The organism is Kribbella sp. NBC_01505 (assembly GCF_045040285.1).
Classification (GTDB): domain Bacteria; phylum Actinomycetota; class Actinomycetes; order Propionibacteriales; family Kribbellaceae; genus Kribbella.
Genome location: NZ_CP109425.1, coordinates 7,339,198 through 7,358,660, shown reverse-complemented (window position 1 = coordinate 7,358,660; position 19,463 = coordinate 7,339,198). Strand labels below are relative to the sequence as shown.

The following is a 19,463-nucleotide window of genomic DNA, read 5'->3' as shown; positions in this document are numbered from 1 at the left end:
TCAGGAGCCGACGTGGCTGCTCAGGTTCTGGAAGACCTGGCGGGTGGCTGTCGAGCGGTTCAGCGTGATGAAGTGGATGCCCGGTGCGCCACCGGCGAGCAGCTGCTCGCACAGCTCGGTCGCGATCTCGATCCCGACCTGCCGCACGGCGACCGGGTCCTCCTCGACCGCCAGCAGCCGCTCGGTGACGGCCGTCGGCAGCGCCATCCCGGTCAGGTCGGCCATCCGCTGGATCTGCTTGATGTTGGTCACCGGCATGATGCCCGGCAGCACCGGGATGTCACAGCCGAGCGCAGCGGAGCGGTCGACCAGCCGGAAGTAGTCGTCCGCACCGAAGAACATCTGGGTGATCGCGTAGTCCGCACCGGCCTGCGCCTTGGCCGCGAGCACCTGGGCATCCGCCTCCAGCGAGGCTGCCTCCGGGTGCTTGTCGGGGAACGCTGCGACCCCGACACAGAAGTCACCGAGCTCACGGATCAGCTCGACCAGCTCGACGGCGTGGTTCAGGCCTTCCGGGTGTGCGACCCACGGCTGGTTCGGACCGCCGGGCGGGTCTCCGCGTAGTGCCAGCATGTTCCGTACGCCGGAGCCGGCATACGCACCGATCACCGAACGCAGCTCATCGCGTGAGTGCGACACGCAGGTCAGGTGACCGATCGGCGTGAGCGACGTGTCTTGGGCAACCCGCTCAGTGACCCGGATGGTGCCGTCGCGGGTAGTCCCGCCCGCGCCGTACGTGATGGAGACGAAGGTGGGGCGTAGCTGCTCGATCTCGCGCAGTGAGCGCCACAGCACCTCCTCGGCCTCCGGAGTCTTCGGTGGGAAGAACTCGAAGGAGAACGAACGGCTTCCGCTGGCCAGCAGCTCGCGGACAGTCGGAGTGCTGCCGGGGAGCGTGGAGGGAAGACCGTTTGCCATGCGCCAAGGTTACCCGCGCCGTCGATGCCTGTGCAGCGACCGACTACCCTCCGAGACGTGTATGGCGAAGTGGATATCCCCACCGAGGTCCAGCGCGCGCTGACGGGCTTCCTGGACCTGCAGGAGCAGCGGCTGACGGCCATCGGGCCGGAGCTGGGCGAGGTCGTGCAGGCCGCCCGGGACGCGACCAGCGGCGGCAAGCGGCTCCGGCCGGCGTTCTGCTACTGGGGCTTTCGGGCCGCCGGTGGCGACGAGACGCAGCCGATCCTGACCGCAGCAGCCAGTCTGGAGATGCTGCACGTCAGCGCTCTGGTCCACGACGACGTCATGGACTCTTCAGATGTACGGCGTGGCGCTCCGGCCGCACACCGGCGATTCGAGGCACTGCAGCGGGATCGGTCCGAGGCATCCGGCCGTGGCGGCGATCCGGTCAACTTCGGGGTCGGTGCGGCGATTCTGCTCGGCGACCTGTGCCTCATCTGGGCCGACGAGCTCCTGCACACTTCTGGCTTCGACGCGGCCGCACTGGCCCGCGCATCGCGCTTCTTCGACTCTGTGCGGGTTGAGGTGACCGCTGGTCAGTACCTCGACCTCGTCGCCCAGGCGAGTGGTGAGTCCGACATGGACCTGGCCCTGCGCGTACTCCGGTACAAGGCCGCGTCGTACACGGTCGAGCGCCCACTCCACGTTGGCGCTGCGCTGGCTGGTTGCGACCAGCCCCTGATCGACTCCCTGTCGGCGTACGGCCAGCCGATCGGTGAGGCCTTCCAGATGCGCGACGACCTGCTCGGTGTCTTCGGCGACCCGGCCCTGACCGGCAAGCCGGCCGGAGACGACCTGCGGGAAGGCAAGCGCACTGTCCTGGTCGCCTACGCCGTCGACCACGCGTCGGAGGTCCAGCTGGCCGAGTTCGACCGCCTCTTCGGTCGCCCGGACCTGGACGACGACGAGATCCAGTTGCTGCGTGAAATCCTCCAGGACTCCCGCGCGGTACAGGCTTGCGAGGACCTGATCACCGAACGCACCGAAGACGCCCTCGACGCGCTCGACCGCGCCCCCCTGGCCGACGACACTGCCCGAAAGGGCCTGACTGATCTCGCGATCGCCGCAACGTCCCGCGTGCTCTGATCTAAAGGACAGGTAGTGCGGTGAGCAGTGCCGGGGTCTTGGCCTTGGGCTGCTCCTGTACCAGGACTCGGAGCTGTCCGGAGTTGGTGATGTCTTCGGCCAGGATCTGCAGGGCTACGTCGACAGTGTCGTGGTCGTGCTCCAGCAGGTGTTCCAGACCGGTCCACAGGACGATCTCTGCCTCGCCTGTCGAGCGATCACTGAGGGAGTCGGCCAGAGCGTCCCAGTTGCGGCCGAACCAGCGCGGGAAGTCGAAGGCGGTCGCGCACAGGTCGAGGAAGCCTGCTTTGTCGTGGACGTCGCTGGTGTCCAGCAGAACGAAGTCCCAGCCCGCTGCGGCGACCTCCCGGCGTACGGCGTCGGTGGTGTGGCCGGACTGCCAGCGGTAGACGCCGGGGCGCAGGCCCTTGGTCAGCAAGGCACGCAGGTCGGTCATCCGTTGTCCTCCGCGATCCGGCGGAACGACACGTAGTGGTCGTCCGTGTAGTAGTGCTCGTCGCTCTTACCTGCCACGATCCGCCGGGCGCCGCGGTCTTTCTCCCCTGGCGTCTTCACGGTGTACTCGTGGTAGTAGCCGTTGTTCTGCTTCGGCAGGATCTTCTCGCGGTTGCCGAAGACCACTCCGTCGCGGCTGTACGGGTACGGGCCGCCCTTGTTGATCAGCTTCAGCGTGTCCTGCGCCTCCTTCGGCAGCTCGGCCACCGCGACGTACCGCAGGCCGCTGACCGGATCGACACTCGGCGTAGCGGTCGGCTGCTTCGCCGGTGCACAGCCGAAGAGCGAGGCAGCGAGCGTGAGCACCAGCATCGCGATCACTACCGCCGCGACGATGCGGACGGTCTTCGGATTGTTCATCCAGCACTCCGCAGTCGCCGACTGAACTCCGCAGCCGCAGCGGCCGGGTCGTCAGCCTCAGTGATAGCCCGTACGACGACCACTCGGGTCGCACCGGCCTCGATCACCTCGTCCAACCGCTCCAGATCGACACCGCCGATCGCAAACCAGGGTTTTGATTGCTGACGGCTTGCAGCGTAGGAGACCAACTCCAGTCCGGCCGCCTGACGACCAGGCTTCGTCGGGGTCTCCCACGTCGGACCGACACAGAAGTACTCCGACCCGTGCTCAGCCACCGCCGCGTTCACCTGGCTGAAGGTGTGGGTGGACCGGCCGATGATCGGATCCGGCCCGACGACACCGCGGGCCGCGTGCACCGGCAGGTCGCGCTGCCCCAGGTGCAGTACGTCGGCTCCCGCGGCGAAGGCGATATCTGCGCGGTCGTTGACCGCCAGCAGTTTGCCGTGCCGCTTGCAGGCGGCTGCGAACACCTCCAGCGCCGCAAGCTCGTCGGCAGCCTCCATGTCCTTCTGACGGAGCTGCACGATGTCGACGCCGCCGGCCAGTGCGGCGTCCAGGAACTGTTCGAGGTCACCCTGCTTCTCGCGCGCGTCCGTGCACAGGTACAGGCGGGCGTCCTGCAGGCGGTCCGTGGACTCAGTCACACGGCACAGCCTGCCATGCCGTCCCGGACGTAGGGTGACGGCATGCCTGAGCACACGTCTGATGTGGTGGTGATCGGCGGCGGTTTGATCGGTCTGGCGACCGCCTGGCAGTTGGCTACCGACGGCCTTCAGGTGACAGTCTGCGACCCGACTCCGGGCACCCAGACCTCCATCGTCGCCGCCGGCATGCTCGCCCCGGTCACCGAGGTCGAGTACGGCGAGGACGACCTGCTCGCGCTCAACCTGGCCGGTGTCGCGGCCTGGCCGGACTTCGCGGCCCGCCTCGAGGAGGCGACCGGTCTGTCCGCCGGTCTGCATCAGACCGGCACGCTGTCGGTCGCCTACGACGTCGACGACGCGGCCGAGCTCCGTCGACTGGCGGAGTACCGGCGCGGCCTCGGTCTGGCGGTGGAGGTGCTGTCCGGCCGCGAGGCCCGCAAACGCGAGCCCCTGCTAGCGAATGGCGTCTCCGGCGGCGTCTGGGTCCCCGGCGACCACTCAGTCGACAACAGGCAGGTGGTCACCGCTCTACTGCACGCAGTCGAGATCTCTGGCGTCACACTGATCCGTCAGAGCGTCGACCACCTCATCACCTCCGGTACGACGGCCATCGGCGTGCAGCTCGCGGACGGGAGCGCCGTACATGCCGCTCTGGTGATTGCCGCGACCGGACCGTGGTCTGCGCAACTGAAAGGCGTGCCCGCGGAATTCCGTGCACCAGTACGCCCGGTCAAAGGCGAAGTACTGCGGCTTCGGGTCCCGGAGGCATATCGCCCGGTGCTCAATCACACCGTCCGGGCGACCGCGCGCGGATTCTTGGTCTATTTGGTCCCCCGGCCCGGCGGGGAACTGGTGGTAGGTGCCACGAGCAACGAGCTCGGCTACGACACCCGGGTGCTCGCCGGCGGCGTCTTCGCTTTGTTGCGCGATGCAAGGACCGTGCTGCCGGTCATCGACGAACTCGAGCTGGTGGAGACGATCGCCGGGCTCCGGCCGGCCACTCCGGACAACGCGCCGATCCTCGGACCGTCCGGGCTCGATGGGTTGCTCTGGGCAACGGGTCACTACCGCAACGGCGTCCTGCTGACCCCGGTCACCGCGGCGATCCTCGCCGAGACCGTCCGCACCGGCGTGCTCCCGGATCTCGGTAAACCTTTTTTGCGCAGCCGTTTCGGTCAGTTCTGACCAAACAATATAAACATTGAGTTACAGGCGTAACAATCACCCCATTCGCCTCTGTTGTCACATCTGTATCAGCACTTACGGTCAAGTGACGTGACACGGGGAGATGGACTATGCGGAACGTCGTACGTGTACTGACCGGAATCGCGGTCCCGGTGCTGGCTGCCGGGGTGATCACCGCCGGGTCGCCGGGCTTCGGCGCCTACACCGTCAAGAGCGGTGACACCCTCAGCCACATCGCCACCCGCTACGGGACCAGCGTGAAGACCCTGGTCGCCCTGAACAAGCTCCCGGGCAACGGCAACGCCATCTACGCCGGCGAGGTCCTCCAGCTGCCCGGAAAGCCCAAGGCCGCGCCGAAGACGCGGACCGCCGCGAAGACTCCGCCCACGCGCTCCCAGCTCCGGATCACCCGGTACGTCGTGAAGCCGGGCGACACGGTCTCCAAGATCGCCAAGCGGTTCCGGAGCTCGCAGGCGAACCTGCTGGCGGCCAACCGGATGAAGGCCAGCGACCGCATCTTCGTCGGCCAGACCCTCCGGGTCCCGGTCAAGGCAAAAGCCAAGCCCGCGAAGAACACCGAGCCCGCGAAGTCCACCAAGGCCGCCAAGAAGCCCAAGGCGAACAAGAACAACACCTTCGCCGGCCGCACCTACGCCGACCACATCGTCGCGCAGGCGGACAGCAACCGGGCGACCCTGAAGAACCGCAAGCTGCCGACCCGCGCCCAGATGCGCACCCTCATCGTCACCACCGCCAAGCGGTACGGCGTCGATCCGGAGCTGGCGCTCGCGGTGAGCTGGCAGGAGTCCGGCTGGAAGCAGCGGGTCGTCTCCCCCGCCAACGCCATCGGCGCCATGCAGGTGATCCCGTCCACCGGAAAGTTCTCCTCCAGCATCGTCGGCCGCGACCTGGACCTCCTGAAGGCCCAGGACAACGTCACCGCCGGTGTGGTGCTGCTGGACCGGCTCACCGGCGCGGCCAAGCTCGACGTCGCGGTGGCGGGCTACTACCAGGGCCTCGGCGGCGTCCGGAAGAACGGCATGTACCCCGACACGAAGCTCTACGTGCAGAGCGTGCTGCGCCTGAAGGGCCAGTTCGAGAAGGGCTGGAACCCGCTCAAGTGATCGTTTGACTCCGGTAGGCCCCGGAGCCGGCAGCGCTGGCAGCGGTGCGCCTGGCGCTGTCGGCCTGGAGCCTTATCTACACTGCGTGGGAGCAGAGGTAGCTTGAGAGGCGGCTTACCAGCAGTGACGGATGACGTGGGCACGCAGGTTGGCGACCGCCTCGTCGGGCGTGTGCTCGACGGCCGCTACCGCGTGGGCGCCCGGGTCGCCAAGGGCGGCATGGCCACCGTCTACCAGGCGCTGGACATGCGTCTGGACCGGATCATCGCGCTGAAGATCATGCACGACGGTCTCGGTGACGACGCCCAGTTCGCCCGCCGCTTCGTCGCCGAGGCCCGGGCCGCCGCCAAGCTCTCGCACCCGAACGTGGTCGCCGTGTTCGACCAGGGCGACGACAACGGCACCCTGTTCCTCGCCATGGAGTACATCCCCGGCCGAACGCTGCGTGACCTGATCCGTGAGCACGCACCGCTGTCGCCGGCCCGGGCACTGGATCTCCTGGCGCCGATCCTGTCCGCACTGTCTGCCGCGCACGACGCCGGCATCGTCCACCGGGACATCAAGCCGGAGAACGTGCTGCTCTCCGACACCGGCACAGTTAAGGTCGCCGACTTCGGTCTGGCCCGTGCGGTCAGCGCCACCGGTAACACCGCGACGCAGGGCCTGCTGATGGGGACTGTCTCGTATCTGGCCCCTGAGCTGGTGACCGACGGCAGCGCCGACGCCCGCTCGGACGTGTACTCGTCCGGCATCCTGCTCTACGAGCTGCTGACCGGAAACAAGCCACACAGCGGTGACACCCCGATCCAGGTCGCCTACGCGCACGTGCACGCCGACGTACCTGCTCCGTCACTCGTGCAGCCGAGCATCCCGCCGTACGTCGATGCGCTCGTCCAGCGCGCCACCGCCCGCGACCGGGACCTCCGGCCGGCGGATGCGCGCGTTCTGAGCCGTCAGGTGCGCAGAGTGCGCAGTGCGCTCGAGGAGGGCCTGCCGGACGACCCGGAGCTCACCGGCGACCTCACTGTGCCGATCCACCAGATCCGGCAGGACAGCGACTACGACGACGGCTACACGCGCGAAGTCACCCCGATCACGCCGGTGAGCGTGCTCAAGCACGAGACAATCGTCGTACCGGTGGAGCACGGCCGTCCGACTGGTCAGCCGGCAGCCCGCAAGCCGCCTCCTCCAGTACGGCGTCGCCCGGGCCGCGGCCTGATCGCGCTCATCCTTATCCTGCTCGCAGCGATCGGCGTCGGCACCTCGGCCTGGTACTACGGCATCCACCGCTACACGACCGCTCCGGACCTGGTGAAGCTCACTGCGGCCTCGGCGGCGGTAGAGGCCGAGAAGGTCGGGCTGAAGACCACTCTGGCCAACCAGGAGTACTCCGAGGAAGTCCCGAAGGGACAGGTCGTCTCCACCGACCCCAAGTCGGGTGAGCGGATCCGCAAGGACGGTGAGATCAACCTCACCGTCTCCAAGGGTCCGGAGCGATACCGCATGCCGCAGCTGACCGGTCTGGATCTGGACGCCGCGAACCGCGCGATCGCACCGATCAAACTGGTGCAGGGTCAGGTCAAGGAGCAGTACAGCGAGACTGTGCCGATCGGCCAGGTGGTCGACTTCTACCCGCGGTTCGACATGGTCGTAGCGCCGAACACCGCGGTCAACTTCGTGATCAGCAAGGGCAAGCAGCCGATCGCGGTCCCCGACTTCACCGGAAAGACGTACCGCGAGGCGAACAAGGCTCTGCGCAAACTCGGCTTCGTCGTGAACCGCACCGACCAGTACGACGAGAAGGTGGCCGAGGGTGCGGTGATCAGCCAGACCCCGAAGGGCGGCACGCTGCACGCCAAGGACAAGGTGCAGGTCGTCGTGTCCAAGGGCCCGCCGCTGGTCGACGTACCGAATGTGAAGCGCAAGTCGCTCGCGGACGCCCAGCGGATCCTCACGACGGCCGGGTTCCAGGTGAAGGTGGAGAAGGCCGCGCTGAACATCGGCCTGAACATCGTCGCCGCCCAGAACCCGGGCGCCGGCCAGAAGGTCCGGCCGGGCAGCACCATCACCGTCACTGTGCTCTGAGCAACGTTTTGGTCGTCTCCAGGCCCGGGTGATTAGCTGTCCGGGTGAATCGCTCGCGCCTTGCCGTACTGGCGCTGCTGGCAGTCGCGGCGGCCTGGGGATCGACGTTCTTCCTCACCAAGGACCTCCTCACCAGGATGGACGTCGCCGACTACCTGGCGTTGCGATTCCTGATCGCCTCGGTCGCCCTGCTGCTGATCAGTCCGCGCGCGATCGCTCGGCTGAGCCGCCTGGACCGCGGCCGGGCCGTTGCCCTGGGCATCACTTACGGCATCGCCCAGCTGGTGCAGACCGAGGGCCTGCGGCACACGCCGGCCAGCGTGTCCGGCTTCGTCACCGGCATGTACGTCGTGTTCACCCCGCTCCTGGCTGCGGTGATCCTGCGGCACAAGCTCGGTCGCTGGGCCTGGATGGCGGTTGCGCTGGCCACTGTCGGCCTCGGCGTGCTGTCACTGCGCGACTTCAGCCTGGGTACCGGCGAGCTGCTCACACTGGCCTCCGCCGGTCTCTACGCGTTGCACATCATCGGTCTGGGCGCCTGGTCCACCCCGGAAAACGCCTTCGGCCTCTCAGCTCTCCAGATGCTCGTGATTACCTGCGTCTGCGCCATCGGCGCCATCCCGGGCGGCTTCTCGGTGCCCGGCAACACCCGCGATTGGATCAGCGTCGTCTACATGGCACTGATCGCCGGTGCGCTCGCACTGATCGTGCAGACTTGGGCGCAGGCCCATCTGACGCCCACGCGGGCTGCGATCGCCATGACGATGGAGCCGGTGTTCGCGTCGACGTTCGCAGTGCTGTTCAGTTCGGAGAGTGTCACCTGGCGGATGCTGACCGGTGGCGCTCTGGTGCTGGCAGCGATGTTCCTGGTCGAGCTGGCACCACGGCGGAAGTTCGAAGCCGAAGTGCAGCACCTCGCCCAATAGGGAGACATGATGCGAGACAACAGCGCACGGAGGGTCCGGTGGTTCCCCACTGCCGCGATCGCCGTGCTGCTGGCTGTCCTGGCGGGCGGTGGTGCGCTGAACCTCGACCACTACCCGCAGCCCGGTCTCGTAGCCGACGGCGTGCCACACCGATCCGGAGCCACGGCCGCACCGCCACTCGATCTCCGTGCACAGGCCCTCGCCGATCTGAACGCCCTCACGCTGCCCAGCGGCGCCACCCTGGCCGGTTGGGACGGCCCCTGGCGCTACGTCTGGCCGCGTGACGCGTCGTTCGTCGCAGCAGCTCGCTGCGCGGTTGGCCAGTACGCCGAAGCCGCGCGCGTGCTCGACTTCCTGGACCGGATCAAACCCACCACAGGTCGGTGGGAGGCTCGGTACCTGGAGACAGGTGAGCCAGTGGCCGACGGCCGTGAGCAGCAACTGGACGGATCGGGCTGGGTGCCATGGGCAACCTGGTTCTGCCGCACCGGCGCACAGCACTGGGACATGGTCCGGGAGTCCGCCGACCAGATCACCCGCGAGCTCCAATCGAACGGACTGCCCACACCGTCGCCCGACTACTGGGAGCGGCCCGAGTCCGAGGTCACACTGGGCACGGTCGCTCCTCTGCTCACCGGACTGCGCGCTGCGATCCGGATCGCCAACGACCTCGGCCACTCCGCCGAGGCCACCCGCTGGCAGGCTGCGCTGCAGACGCTGTCCACGGCGACCGAGCGCCGCTTCGCACCGGACTTTCCGCGCACCCCGGCGTACGCGGAGAGCTTTCTGGAACCAGGGCTGCCGCCGGCCCTGCTAGGTGGTGGCGCCGACGCGATCGTCACGGTCCTGGGCCCACCGTTCGCTCCGGAGCGAACGGTGGTCAGTCAGGCCATCGCTAACGCCCGCGCTGCCCTGACCCAGCCGAACGGCGGCCAGGACCCTGGTGAGGAATGGCGCGCGGACGGCGTCTCCTGGACCCCACAGACCGCCATGTTCGCCCTGAGCGCCGCAGCTCGCGGTGACCGGGCCACAGCCGAGTCGATCCTGGCCTGGCTCAACCGCTACCGCACACCGAGCGGAAGCCTGCCAGAGAAGGTCAACCGCGACCGCCAGCCGGCCGGCGAGGCTCCCCTGGGCTGGACCGCCGCCCTGGTCGTCCTCGCCGATCAGGCCCTGCAAAAGCCGCTGCCGATCCCTTAACCCCTCTTGAATCAACACAGTTCCATCACGTCATGCACCGGCGCGTCCGGACGCGTCGTACTGGTCTTGGCCGAGTAGAAGAACGCCGTCGAGGCGATGTCGTCCTGCAGCGGCAGATAGCGCCCACCCGACCGCCAACCGAGCGCCTGTACGTCGGCCCGCAGCCTAGTGCGGAACCGGATCGGATCCGGCAGGTGGAACCGGTACATGCCGAACCGCTGCTGGCTCGCGTACCGCCCGTCCGGCCGGATCACCTGCGGCATCCCGAGGTACGGCGTACTGAACTCGGTGTACCCACCCAGGTGCGGTACGTCGAAGTTCCACGCACCGCCGAAGTAGTCCTCCGTACCGGTACCGCAGATGGTCGGGAACTCCTCGTCCCCATCCAGATAGAACTTCACCTCGCCCTCGCCCCACCAGCCACTGCTGTTGACGCCCCACGCGATGTATGTGCCCACGTAGTGCCCCGGACCCTCCACGCCGTCCAGCAGCGTGTGCACGGTCGCAGCGGCCAGCGGGTTGCTCCGCCGCCACTGCGCATGCAGGTACGCCGACTTGTCCGGTACGGCGCCCAGCCAGTAGTCCACCTGGAAGTAGACCACCACGGGCTCGTCGTGAGTGTTCTCCAGCGTCAGAGTGGCCTGGGACTGGAACGGCATCTCCCAGTAGCAGTTGAAACCGCCGTTCGGGTTCACAGCGACCGGTAGCGAGTTCACCTGGGCGAACTTGCCCCAGCCGGAGCAGAAGAAGTCACCGACCGGCGTCTCGATCGCCGGAGCCTCGTCGCCGTCCCAGTGCGCCCGCAGCACCAGCCGACGCCAGTGGTCTACATGAGTCGTGAGCCAGATGTGCGTGATCGCCCCGGACCCCGTGATGTCGGCCAGGGTCGCGGTCTCCCCCGGCCCGATCTCGATCGACGGCGACACCTTCCAGCCCTGACCGAGGTCACGGGCCGCGTGCGCGCCGGTTCCTTCGGTACGGCGGCCGCCCCGGCCCGGCTCACCGGTCGGGTTCTCCGCACTGATGGAGCGCGTCTCGACATCGGCGAGCGCGCTGATTCCGGACAGGTTCCCAAGAGTCATACGGCGACCCTAGGCGATGAGAAATCGATTGCCCAGACCTTCGGGGACAATCAGCAAGGACGAACCTTGGCGTCCGGACCGGTGAACCCCAAGCAGGCCCACGGCCGCCCCTGGGCCGGATTGGCGCGCAGGATCAGCGGATAGGCGTCGGCACCGCGAGCCTCCACCGGAGAGCCCACCGCGCCACCACGCGCCGCGACAGCCGCCTTCACGTCGTCGACGGAGACCGCCGTCCGACCGGCCTTCTGTGCTGCCGCCTCGGCGTCCGTGGCGACCTGCAGGGCGAAGTCGATCTCCGGCGGACTCGCCCAGGTGGTGGTCGTCACCGGGAAGACCACTCCGAACATCGCCAGCCCGACCGCCACGATGATCCGCCGCAACCGCCGGCTCTGATCTCCGGTCAGCAACGCGGCACAACACAACGCCAGGACCAGCGTCAGCCCCCGCAGGATCCAATGCCGATCGAGCCGGCCGTCCACGAAGACCGCGGCCAGCACCGCCACCAGAACACAGAAACCACCCACGGCCAGAGCCTGCACCCGCGACGACACCGAAACCATGCCGCCGACAATAGACGAGCCCGCGCGACGCGCCGGTCAGGGTCGTTGGTGACCTGCACGGCTGGCAGTGTCGAAGGAGTCCCGCCCGGTGCGTTCTGACCGGGCCGCCTCCGAGGGATTGGAACGACTGTGGTTCACGAGGACTCGACAGATCCCGGCACCTGGAGCATCTCGCGGCGCCGCGCACTCCAGCTCAGCGGCGGCGTCGCCGCGGTGAGCGCTCTCTCAGCCGCATCGGCCGATGCCGCAACGGCCGGTACGACGGCACCCGGTACGACGGCGCCCAGCCAGGCGGTGTTGAGCGAAGGCACGAACCTGATGGCCGCGGCCTCACCGGACGGCCGCTGGCTCGCCTTCGACCTGGTCACCGCGATCTGGGTCACCCCGGCTGCCGGTGGGGTCTCCCGCCGACTGACCGACGACCTTCAGGACGCAACCCGGCCGCGCTGGTCACCGGACAGCCGGCGGATCGTCTTCCAGTCCTACCGCGACGGCAACTTCCACCTCTGGTCGATCGATGCCGACGGCAACAATCTTCGGCAGCTCACCACCGGCCACCATGACCATCGCGAGCCGCACTTCACCCCAGACGGCACCAGGATCGTCTTCTCCTCCGACCGGGGCAGCACCGGCAGCTACGGCATCCACAGCCTCGACCTGGCCACCGGCGCGATCACCGCCCTGACCGACGAGCCAACCGAAGAGGCCGAGCCCGCCGTCTCCCCCGACGGCACGAAGATCGCGTTCACCGTCGACGCCTCCTCGATCGCCGAAGTCCACCTGCCCACCGGCGCGCGTCGTACCGTCGTCCCGGCCCAGACCGGCAGCAGCGTCTACGGCCCGGCCTACTCCCCCGCCGGTCAGCTCGCGTATGTGCGGCTCGGCGGGCCGGTCTGCGATCTCGTGGTCGGCGACCAGAAGGTGACCAGCGGCAAGGACGTGTTCGCGGTGCCGCCGTCCTGGGTTTCGACGGACGAGCTCGTCTACACCGCCGACGGCCACGTTGTCCGGCACCACCTCGGCGGCGCGCACACCGTCGTACCGTTCGCCGCCACTGTTCCGATCACGTCTAAGCGCCCGCGCCCGAAGTCCCCCGATCTGGAGTCCACCGGATCCCGGCCGGTGCTCGGGATCGCCGGGCCGACGGCCTCGCCGGACGGTCGCTGGATTGCGTTCCGCGCACTGAACGCTTTGTGGCTGGCCGCAACGAGTGGCCGTGGGCAACCACGCAAGCTCGTTGCCGACGGCTACTTCAACAGCGACCCCGACTTCTCGCCCGACGGCAAGTCGTTGCTCTACGCAAGCGACCGCGACGGAACGGCCGACCTCTGGCTGCACGACCTCGCAACCGGCGCGAACCGTAAACTCTCCGCGCTACCCGGCGCCCAAACCGCGCCACGCTTCTCCCCCGACGGCAAACAGGTCGCCTACCAGGACCAGGACGGCATCGCCTGGGTCCTCGACCTCGCCACCAACGCCGTCCGCCAACTGACGCCGACCCTGTTCCAGCCCGGTCGCGTCAGCTGGTCCCGCGACGGCAAGACGCTGGTGCTCGCCGCGGTCAAGCCGACCTCCAAGCGCTTCCGCGAAGGCACCAGCCAACTCCTGTACGTCGATGTCGCCACCGCCGCCCTCGAGTACGTCGAACCGATGCCCTTCCGCTCGCTCGCCACCCGCGGCGACGACGGCCCCGCCTTCTCTCCCGACGGCAAACACCTCGCGTTCGTCGTCGAGAGCCTCCTGTACGTCGTTCCGGTCGACCAACGCGGCCGTTTCACCGCCGAACCGCGCGCGATCACCGCCGAGGTCACCGACTCCCCCGTGTGGCAGGACAACAACACCCTGCTCTACCTCAACAACGGCCGGCTCCGCCGCATCGACCTGCACGGCTCCCGCCCACGCACGGTCCCCATCAACCTGCAAACCCGTCGGGCCACCATCAAACAGCACGTCACCATCCACGCCGGCGCACTCTGGGACGGCAGAGAGAGCGCTCTCCGTCGCGACGTCGACCTCGTCATCGACGGCTCGAAGATCGCCGCGATCCGGCCGCACCACGGCCGCGCGGACATCGACGCCTCCAACCTGACCGTCATGCCCGGGCTCATCGACGCGCACAACCACTGGCATCTGCGCGGGCGCGCCTGGGGTGCGCGGCAAGGCCACCTGTGGCTGGCTTACGGGATCACGAGTACGCGCTCTCCCGGCGATCCGGCGTACCAGATGCAAGAGACTCGGGAAGCGCTCTCTCACGGCTCTCTGACCGGCCCGCGGTACTTCGCGACCGGCGAGGCGATCGACGGCTCGCGGATCTACTACAACTTCATGCGGCCGACGCTGAGCGTGCGGCAGCTCGGTCTGGAGCTGGACCGGGTCGAGGGGCTCGGCTATGACCTGGTGAAGACCTACGTCCGGTTGCCGATCGACTTCCAGCGCCGCACGATCGCCGCCGTACACCGGCTTGGGCTGCAGTTGTCGTCGCACTACCTCTACCCGGCCGAGCACCTCGGCATGGACGGCATGGAACACACCGGTGCGACCAATCGGCTCGGCTACTCGCACACAGTCAGCCGCCTCGGCCGCGCGTACGCCGATGTCGTCACCCTGTTCACGAAGGCCGGGCTGTCCGTCACACCGACCCTCTTCAACTCGACCATGGCGCACGTCGATGATCCGTCGCTGCTGACCGATCGCCGTACAACGACGTTGTATCCGTCCTGGGAGTACACCTACCTGCAGGGCGAGGTGACCACGGCCAAGGGCCCGGCGGGGGCGACCACGCGCGAGCTGCTGCGTGGGAACGTCGACATGGTGCTGCGGATCCATCGCGGCGGCGGGCTGGTGATCTCCGGGACCGACACCCCGCTGGACAACATGGCGATCTCACTGCACGCCAACCTGCGATCGATGGTCGCCGGCGGGTTCACGCCGTACGAGGCGCTCACGACCGCGACCCGGAACCCGGCCCGCTGGCTCAACCTCGAGGACAAGCTCGGCGTGATCAAGCCGGGTGCGCAGGCCGACCTCTCGTTCGTGACCGGCGATCCGCTCGCGGACATTCGGGCAGCTGCCGCCGTCGATCGGGTCATGGTGGCCGGCAAACTCCACACGGTCGAGCAACTGCTGGCACCGTGGGCAGGGAAGGAGACGGCGACTGCGGGTCCGGCACCGCTCAGCCGGGCGAAGGCGCACGCCGACGATCCGGAATACTGGTGGCACGAGCCCGAGTGGCTGCACCGGCTCTGCTGCGAAGGGTGACGATGGCAGAATTCGAGATCGCGACGGCGAGCGCGGCGGACGTGCGCCTCTTCAGCGAATGGGCTGCTGAGGAGCAGTGGAATCCGGGCCGCTCGGACTCCCTGGCGTTCGCCGCCGCCGACCCGGCCGGCTTCCTGGTCGGCCGGCTCGACGGTGAGCCGATCGCGTCGATCTCCGGCGTGCGGTACGGCGCTGACTTCGCCTTCCTCGGCTTGTACATCGTCCGGCCGTCCGAGCGTGGCAAGGGCTACGGGATCCGGATCTGGCGCGCACTGATGGAACAGCTGGCCGGTCGCAGTAGTTCGGGGCGGTGGGGCGGGGAAGGTATCAGGACAGTCGCGCTCGACGGCGTGGCCGACCAGCAGCCGAACTACCGCAAGTCCGGATTCCGCCACGCCTACAACCACATCCGCCACGAAGGCATCCCGCCGCTCATCACGACCGACGTCGCCTTGGTCGACGGACGGTCGATTCCGTTCGACCAACTGGCGGCCTACGACCGGCGGTTCTTCCCAGCCGCCCGGGATGCATTCCTGGCGACGTGGGTCGGCCTGCCCGCGCATCGCTCACTCGCGGCCGTCCGAGACGGCGAGCTCGAAGGATTCGCCGTACTGCGGCCCGCGCAGACCGGCATGCGGATCGGTCCGGTCCACGCGGCGTCGGACGAGATCGCGGCCGCACTGATCTCCGGCCTGGCCGCGACCCAGCCCGGGACCCCGATCGCCGTCGATGTCCCCGACCGCAACCTGCCCGCGCTGAAGCTGGCCGAGCGGCTCGGGCTGGCGCCCACCTTCGAGTGCGCCCGCATGTACACCGGCGCCGTCCCGGAGCTCGACCACGACGGCATCTTCGCGACGACAACTCTTGAACTGGGCTAGCCTTGGGATCGTTTCCAATCGATCGTGAGGACCGCCCATGTCCCGACTCGCCCTCATCATCAGTACGGCGTTACTCGCCGCTCCCCTGCCAGCCACAGCAGCTCCAACCACCACCTGGGTCCTGCCGGGGGTAGGAACCGTCGGAGCGACGGTGGAATCATCCGCCGGCTCGCTTCAGTTGCGCGTGACCGCCGGTGCGACGACCGCCGTCAGCGTCGCCGATCTTGGTCTGATCACCACGGCAGGTGACCTGTCGAAGGATCTGACGTTGCGCGCTCAGAGCCACCGGCCCGTGCGCACGACGTACAAGATGACCACTGGCAAGCAGCGTCAGCGGAGCGTGGTGCAAGAGGAGAGCCGACTGTCGTTCGGCAATGCCAGTGGGTCGTTCACGCTGGTGGTCCGGGTGTCGGATGACGGCGTCGGATTCCGGTACGAACTGCCGACTCCGACAACTGTGCAGCGTGAGACCGGCAGCTACGAATTGATGCCCAGCGCAACCAGTTGGCTGCAGCCCTACAGCCCGCAGCACGAGAACGAGCATGCCCAGGCAACGGCCGCGACCGCGCCGACCGGACAGTTCGGCCACCCCGCGCTCTTCCGGACCGGCAGCACCTACACACTGCTCGCCGAGTCCGGCCTCGACGGCCGCTACTCCGGCGCGCGCCTGACTCACACCCAGGGATCCGGCCGGTACGACGTACAGCTGGCCGACTCGCAGGTCGTGACGACGGCGACCGCCTGGCGCACGATGATCGTCGGCGACCTCGCGACCGTGACCGGGTCCACCCTGGTGGACGACCTGGCCGACCCCGCCCGGTTCACCGACACCAGCTGGATCAAGCCCGGCCTGGCCTCGTGGTCCTGGCTGTCCGACAACTCGAGTCCGCGCGACTTCGAGCGCCAGAAGGACTATGTCGACGCGGCCGCGAAGACCAACCTCAAGTACATCCTGGTCGACGAGGGCTGGAGCCCCGCGTGGCTGCCGGCCCTGACCCGGTACGCGCGGGCTCGCGGCGTCGAGGTGCTCGTCTGGTTCCACTGGACGAACCTGGAGACCCAGGCGCAGCGCGACGACTGGCTGCCGAAACTCGTTGCCTGGGGCATCAAGGGGGTCAAGGTCGACTTCATGGAGTCCGACACCCAGGCGCGCTACCAGTGGTACGACGCGATCCTCGCCGACACCGCGCAGCGGCACCTGATGATCAACTTCCACGGGTCGACGGTGCCGCACGGACTGGCGCGCACCTGGCCGCACCTGATGACGATGGAAGGCGTCCGAGGCGAGGAGAACGGGCTGAGCGCGAGCCGGAACACCATCCTGCCGTTCACCCGCAACGTGATCGGTTCGATGGACTACACGCCGACCCGGTTCGCGACGCCGGCCAACCCGAAGCCGCAGACCACGAACGCCCATGAACTGGCGCTGCCGGTCGTGTACGAATCCGGCTGGACGCATGTCGTCAGCTCGCCGGAGGAGCTCGATTCGCAGCCGGTCGGGGCCGAGTTCCTGGCTCAGTTGCCGACCGTCTGGGATGACACCCGGCTGGTCTCGGGTGCGCCGGGCGAGCAGGCGGTGATTGCTCGCCGTACTGGGAGCACGTGGTTCGTCGGCGGAATCCAGTCGGGTACGGCGGGCACTGTCGCCGTACCACTGTCTTTCCTGGGGAGCGGCCGGTGGCTGGTCGAGACGATCACCGACAACGGGCCGTCCCTGGCTCGGTCGAGTGCCGTCCGGGGCAGCTCGGATCAGCTCTCGATCGGCGTCGCCGAACGCGGCGGGTTCGTCATGCAGGCTTGCCCGTATCAGGCCGGTCGCACGACCTGTGCCAAGCCGCATCAGGTCGCGCCGAGTACGACGGTCCTGGTCGACGCCACGCCGACAACGGTGGTGACCGGTGGAACGGTCCGGGTGCAGGGCATCTTCGTCGCGCGGACTGGTGGTCCGGTGCGCGATCTCGTACTGGCACCTGAGGTGCCGGCCGGGTGGTCGTTGGTGGCCGGCAAACCGGTCCGCAAGAGCCTGCTCCGCGACGGCGAGAGCATCAGTGGGTCGTGGACGCTGAGGCTCGGCACAGGTGGTGTTCGGGGCGATCTGGATCTCGTTGTCGCGGGCAACTACACGGCTCCGGACGGACGGCTGATCCACTCGGCCGACGCGGCCCGGATCTTCGCCGAACCGCAGCCGCCGCGCGGATCGACGTACGTGAGTGATCTGCCGTGGACCGACGAGACCAACGGCTTCGGACGGCCGCAACAGCGCGACCTCAGTCATGGCGGCGAGAAGCCACCGGCCACGCTGAGCATCGGCGGGAAGACCTATGCCAAGGGCGTTGGGTCACATGCGCCGAGTTCGCTGACGACCTGGCTGGGCGCGGCCTGCACGCGATTCGTCGCCGAGGTCGGGGTGGACGACGATGTCACGACCGACGAAGGTTCGGTCAGCTTCGTCGTGACCGGCGACGGCCGAACCCTGGCCAGTACGCCGGTGATCCGTCGCGGAGCGGCCACCGCGATCGATGTCGACGTGACCGGGGTCAAGCGGCTCACCCTCGCCACGACGGACGGCGGCAACGGCCGGAACTCCGACCACGCCGATTGGGGGCTCGCCGCCCTGACCTGCGCTCCCTAGAAGGGCAGCTTCGGCTGCGGCGGAGCATGGGTCGGATCGACGCCGTCGAACAGGCTGCTCACCGACTCACCGCCGTGGATCCGCTTGATCGCCTCGGCGAACAGGCCGGCCACCGAGCTCACCTGGAGCTCGGGGAAGCCGTCGGGCCGCGGGACCGTGTCCGTGCTGATCACCTCGGTGATCGACGGGTGCGCCCGCATCCGCTCGACGGCCTTCCCGGCGAACAGACCATGCGTACAGGCGACGGCGGCCTCGGTGACGCCACGCTCCTTCAGCCGGTCGAGCAGCTCGATGATCGAACCGCCGGTGGCGATCTCGTCGTCGAGCACGATCACCCGCTTCCCGGTCACGTCACCGACGATCGCGTCGATCACGACCCGGTCGTCGGCCAGCCGCTGCTTGCTGCCCGCCGCCACCGGCAGCCCGAGCAGCCGGGCGAACTGGGTCGCCGTCTTCGCGGCGCCGAGATCCGGGCTGACCACGACCGTGTCGCTGAGATCGCGACCCCGGAAGTGGTCGGCCAGCACACCGATCGCGGTCAGGTGGTCGACCGGCACCGAGAAGAAGCCGTGCACCTGCGGCGCGTGCAGCGCCATCGTCAGCACCCGGTCGACCCCGGCCGCGACCAGCAGGTCGGCCACCAGCCGACCTCCGATCGAGATCCGGGAGGCGTCCTTCTTGTCCGACCGCGCATACGCATAGTGCGGCATCACTGCGGTGATCTGCTGCGCCGATGCACCGCGCGCGGCGTCGATCATCAGCAGCAACTCCATCAGGTGCTCCTGCGTCGGAGGCACCAACGGCTGCACGATGTAGACATCACGCTGCCGGCAGTTCGCCTGCAGCTGTGCCTGCAGGCAATCATTGCTGAACCGATGAATCTCCACCGGTGAGAGCTGAACGCCAAGGTCGGCGCAGATCCGCTCTGCTAGGTCAGTGTGGGCACTTCCGCTGAACACGACGATCTCTCGCACGGCTCTCCCCGAAC

At 68.2% G+C, this 19,463-nt stretch carries 16 protein-coding genes; 9 read left to right on the top strand and 7 right to left on the bottom strand.

Annotation, left to right across the window (positions count from 1 at the left end; genetic code table 11):
* Positions 1-918, bottom strand: a complete 918-nt coding sequence (gene metF / locus OG474_RS34615; protein ID WP_405057829.1) for a methylenetetrahydrofolate reductase [NAD(P)H] — start codon at positions 916-918, stop codon at positions 1-3.
* A 24-nt stretch (positions 919-942) separates the two neighbouring features.
* Between metF and OG474_RS34610 the strand changes: the two genes are divergently transcribed.
* Complete coding sequence (locus tag OG474_RS34610; RefSeq protein ID WP_405057828.1) at positions 943-2,046, top strand: polyprenyl synthetase family protein; 1,104 nt, start codon at positions 943-945, stop codon at positions 2,044-2,046.
* 1 nt (position 2,047) lies between these two features.
* Here the strand turns inward: OG474_RS34610 and OG474_RS34605 are convergent, their stop codons facing one another.
* From OG474_RS34605 to thiE, 3 genes are read right to left on the bottom strand one after another with little or no spacing between them, the layout of a single operon-like run.
* On the bottom strand, positions 2,048-2,482 hold the full coding sequence (locus OG474_RS34605; protein WP_405057827.1) for a barstar family protein: 435 nt from the start codon (positions 2,480-2,482) through the stop codon (positions 2,048-2,050).
* Positions 2,479-2,901: a ribonuclease domain-containing protein gene (locus tag OG474_RS34600; RefSeq protein WP_405057826.1), complete on the bottom strand. Its 423-nt coding sequence runs from the start codon at positions 2,899-2,901 to the stop codon at positions 2,479-2,481. The genes OG474_RS34605 and OG474_RS34600 overlap by 4 nt, the downstream gene beginning before the upstream one ends.
* Complete coding sequence (gene thiE, locus OG474_RS34595) at positions 2,898-3,545, bottom strand: thiamine phosphate synthase (protein WP_405057825.1); 648 nt, start codon at positions 3,543-3,545, stop codon at positions 2,898-2,900. The genes OG474_RS34600 and thiE overlap by 4 nt, the downstream gene beginning before the upstream one ends.
* A gap of 42 nt (positions 3,546-3,587) precedes the next feature.
* Between thiE and thiO the strand changes: the two genes are divergently transcribed.
* From thiO to OG474_RS34570, 5 genes are all read left to right on the top strand, one after another.
* A complete protein-coding gene (thiO, locus tag OG474_RS34590; RefSeq protein ID WP_405057824.1) occupies positions 3,588-4,730 on the top strand; it encodes a glycine oxidase ThiO in 1,143 nt (380 codons plus the stop codon).
* A 110-nt stretch (positions 4,731-4,840) separates the two neighbouring features.
* Entirely contained in the window at positions 4,841-5,854 is a 1,014-nt protein-coding gene (locus tag OG474_RS34585) for a LysM peptidoglycan-binding domain-containing protein (protein WP_405057823.1), read from the top strand.
* Between the two features lie 123 nt (positions 5,855-5,977).
* The gene (gene pknB / locus OG474_RS34580; protein WP_405057822.1) at positions 5,978-7,939 is read left to right on the top strand and encodes a Stk1 family PASTA domain-containing Ser/Thr kinase; all 1,962 of its coding nucleotides are present in this window, start codon (positions 5,978-5,980) and stop codon (positions 7,937-7,939) included.
* A 44-nt stretch (positions 7,940-7,983) separates the two neighbouring features.
* Complete coding sequence (locus OG474_RS34575) at positions 7,984-8,865, top strand: DMT family transporter (RefSeq protein ID WP_405057821.1); 882 nt, start codon at positions 7,984-7,986, stop codon at positions 8,863-8,865.
* A gap of 9 nt (positions 8,866-8,874) precedes the next feature.
* Entirely contained in the window at positions 8,875-10,065 is a 1,191-nt protein-coding gene (locus OG474_RS34570; protein ID WP_405057820.1) for a glucoamylase, read from the top strand.
* An 11-nt stretch (positions 10,066-10,076) separates the two neighbouring features.
* On the opposite strand, the gene OG474_RS34565 is transcribed toward OG474_RS34570, so the two are convergent.
* Together OG474_RS34565 and OG474_RS34560 are read right to left on the bottom strand one after the other, a co-directional pair.
* Positions 10,077-11,147: a glycoside hydrolase family 172 protein gene (locus OG474_RS34565; protein WP_405057819.1), complete on the bottom strand. Its 1,071-nt coding sequence runs from the start codon at positions 11,145-11,147 to the stop codon at positions 10,077-10,079.
* A gap of 50 nt (positions 11,148-11,197) precedes the next feature.
* Complete coding sequence (locus OG474_RS34560; RefSeq protein ID WP_405057818.1) at positions 11,198-11,707, bottom strand: hypothetical protein; 510 nt, start codon at positions 11,705-11,707, stop codon at positions 11,198-11,200.
* A gap of 129 nt (positions 11,708-11,836) precedes the next feature.
* On the opposite strand from OG474_RS34560, the gene OG474_RS34555 reads away from it, so the two are divergent.
* From OG474_RS34555 to OG474_RS34545, 3 genes are read left to right on the top strand one after another with little or no spacing between them, the layout of a single operon-like run.
* The gene (locus tag OG474_RS34555) at positions 11,837-14,965 is read left to right on the top strand and encodes a DPP IV N-terminal domain-containing protein (protein ID WP_405057817.1); all 3,129 of its coding nucleotides are present in this window, start codon (positions 11,837-11,839) and stop codon (positions 14,963-14,965) included.
* A gap of 2 nt (positions 14,966-14,967) precedes the next feature.
* Positions 14,968-15,843 (top strand): GNAT family N-acetyltransferase, encoded by an 876-nt coding sequence (locus OG474_RS34550; RefSeq protein ID WP_405057816.1) that lies wholly within the window; start codon positions 14,968-14,970, stop codon positions 15,841-15,843.
* 37 nt (positions 15,844-15,880) lie between these two features.
* The gene (locus tag OG474_RS34545) at positions 15,881-18,475 is read left to right on the top strand and encodes a glycoside hydrolase family 97 catalytic domain-containing protein (RefSeq protein ID WP_405057815.1); all 2,595 of its coding nucleotides are present in this window, start codon (positions 15,881-15,883) and stop codon (positions 18,473-18,475) included.
* Here OG474_RS34545 and OG474_RS34540 read toward each other — a convergent pair.
* A complete protein-coding gene (locus OG474_RS34540) occupies positions 18,472-19,449 on the bottom strand; it encodes a ribose-phosphate diphosphokinase (protein WP_405057814.1) in 978 nt (325 codons plus the stop codon). The two genes, OG474_RS34545 and OG474_RS34540, sit on opposite strands and share 4 nt — an antisense overlap.
* Positions 19,450-19,463 lie beyond the last annotated feature (14 nt).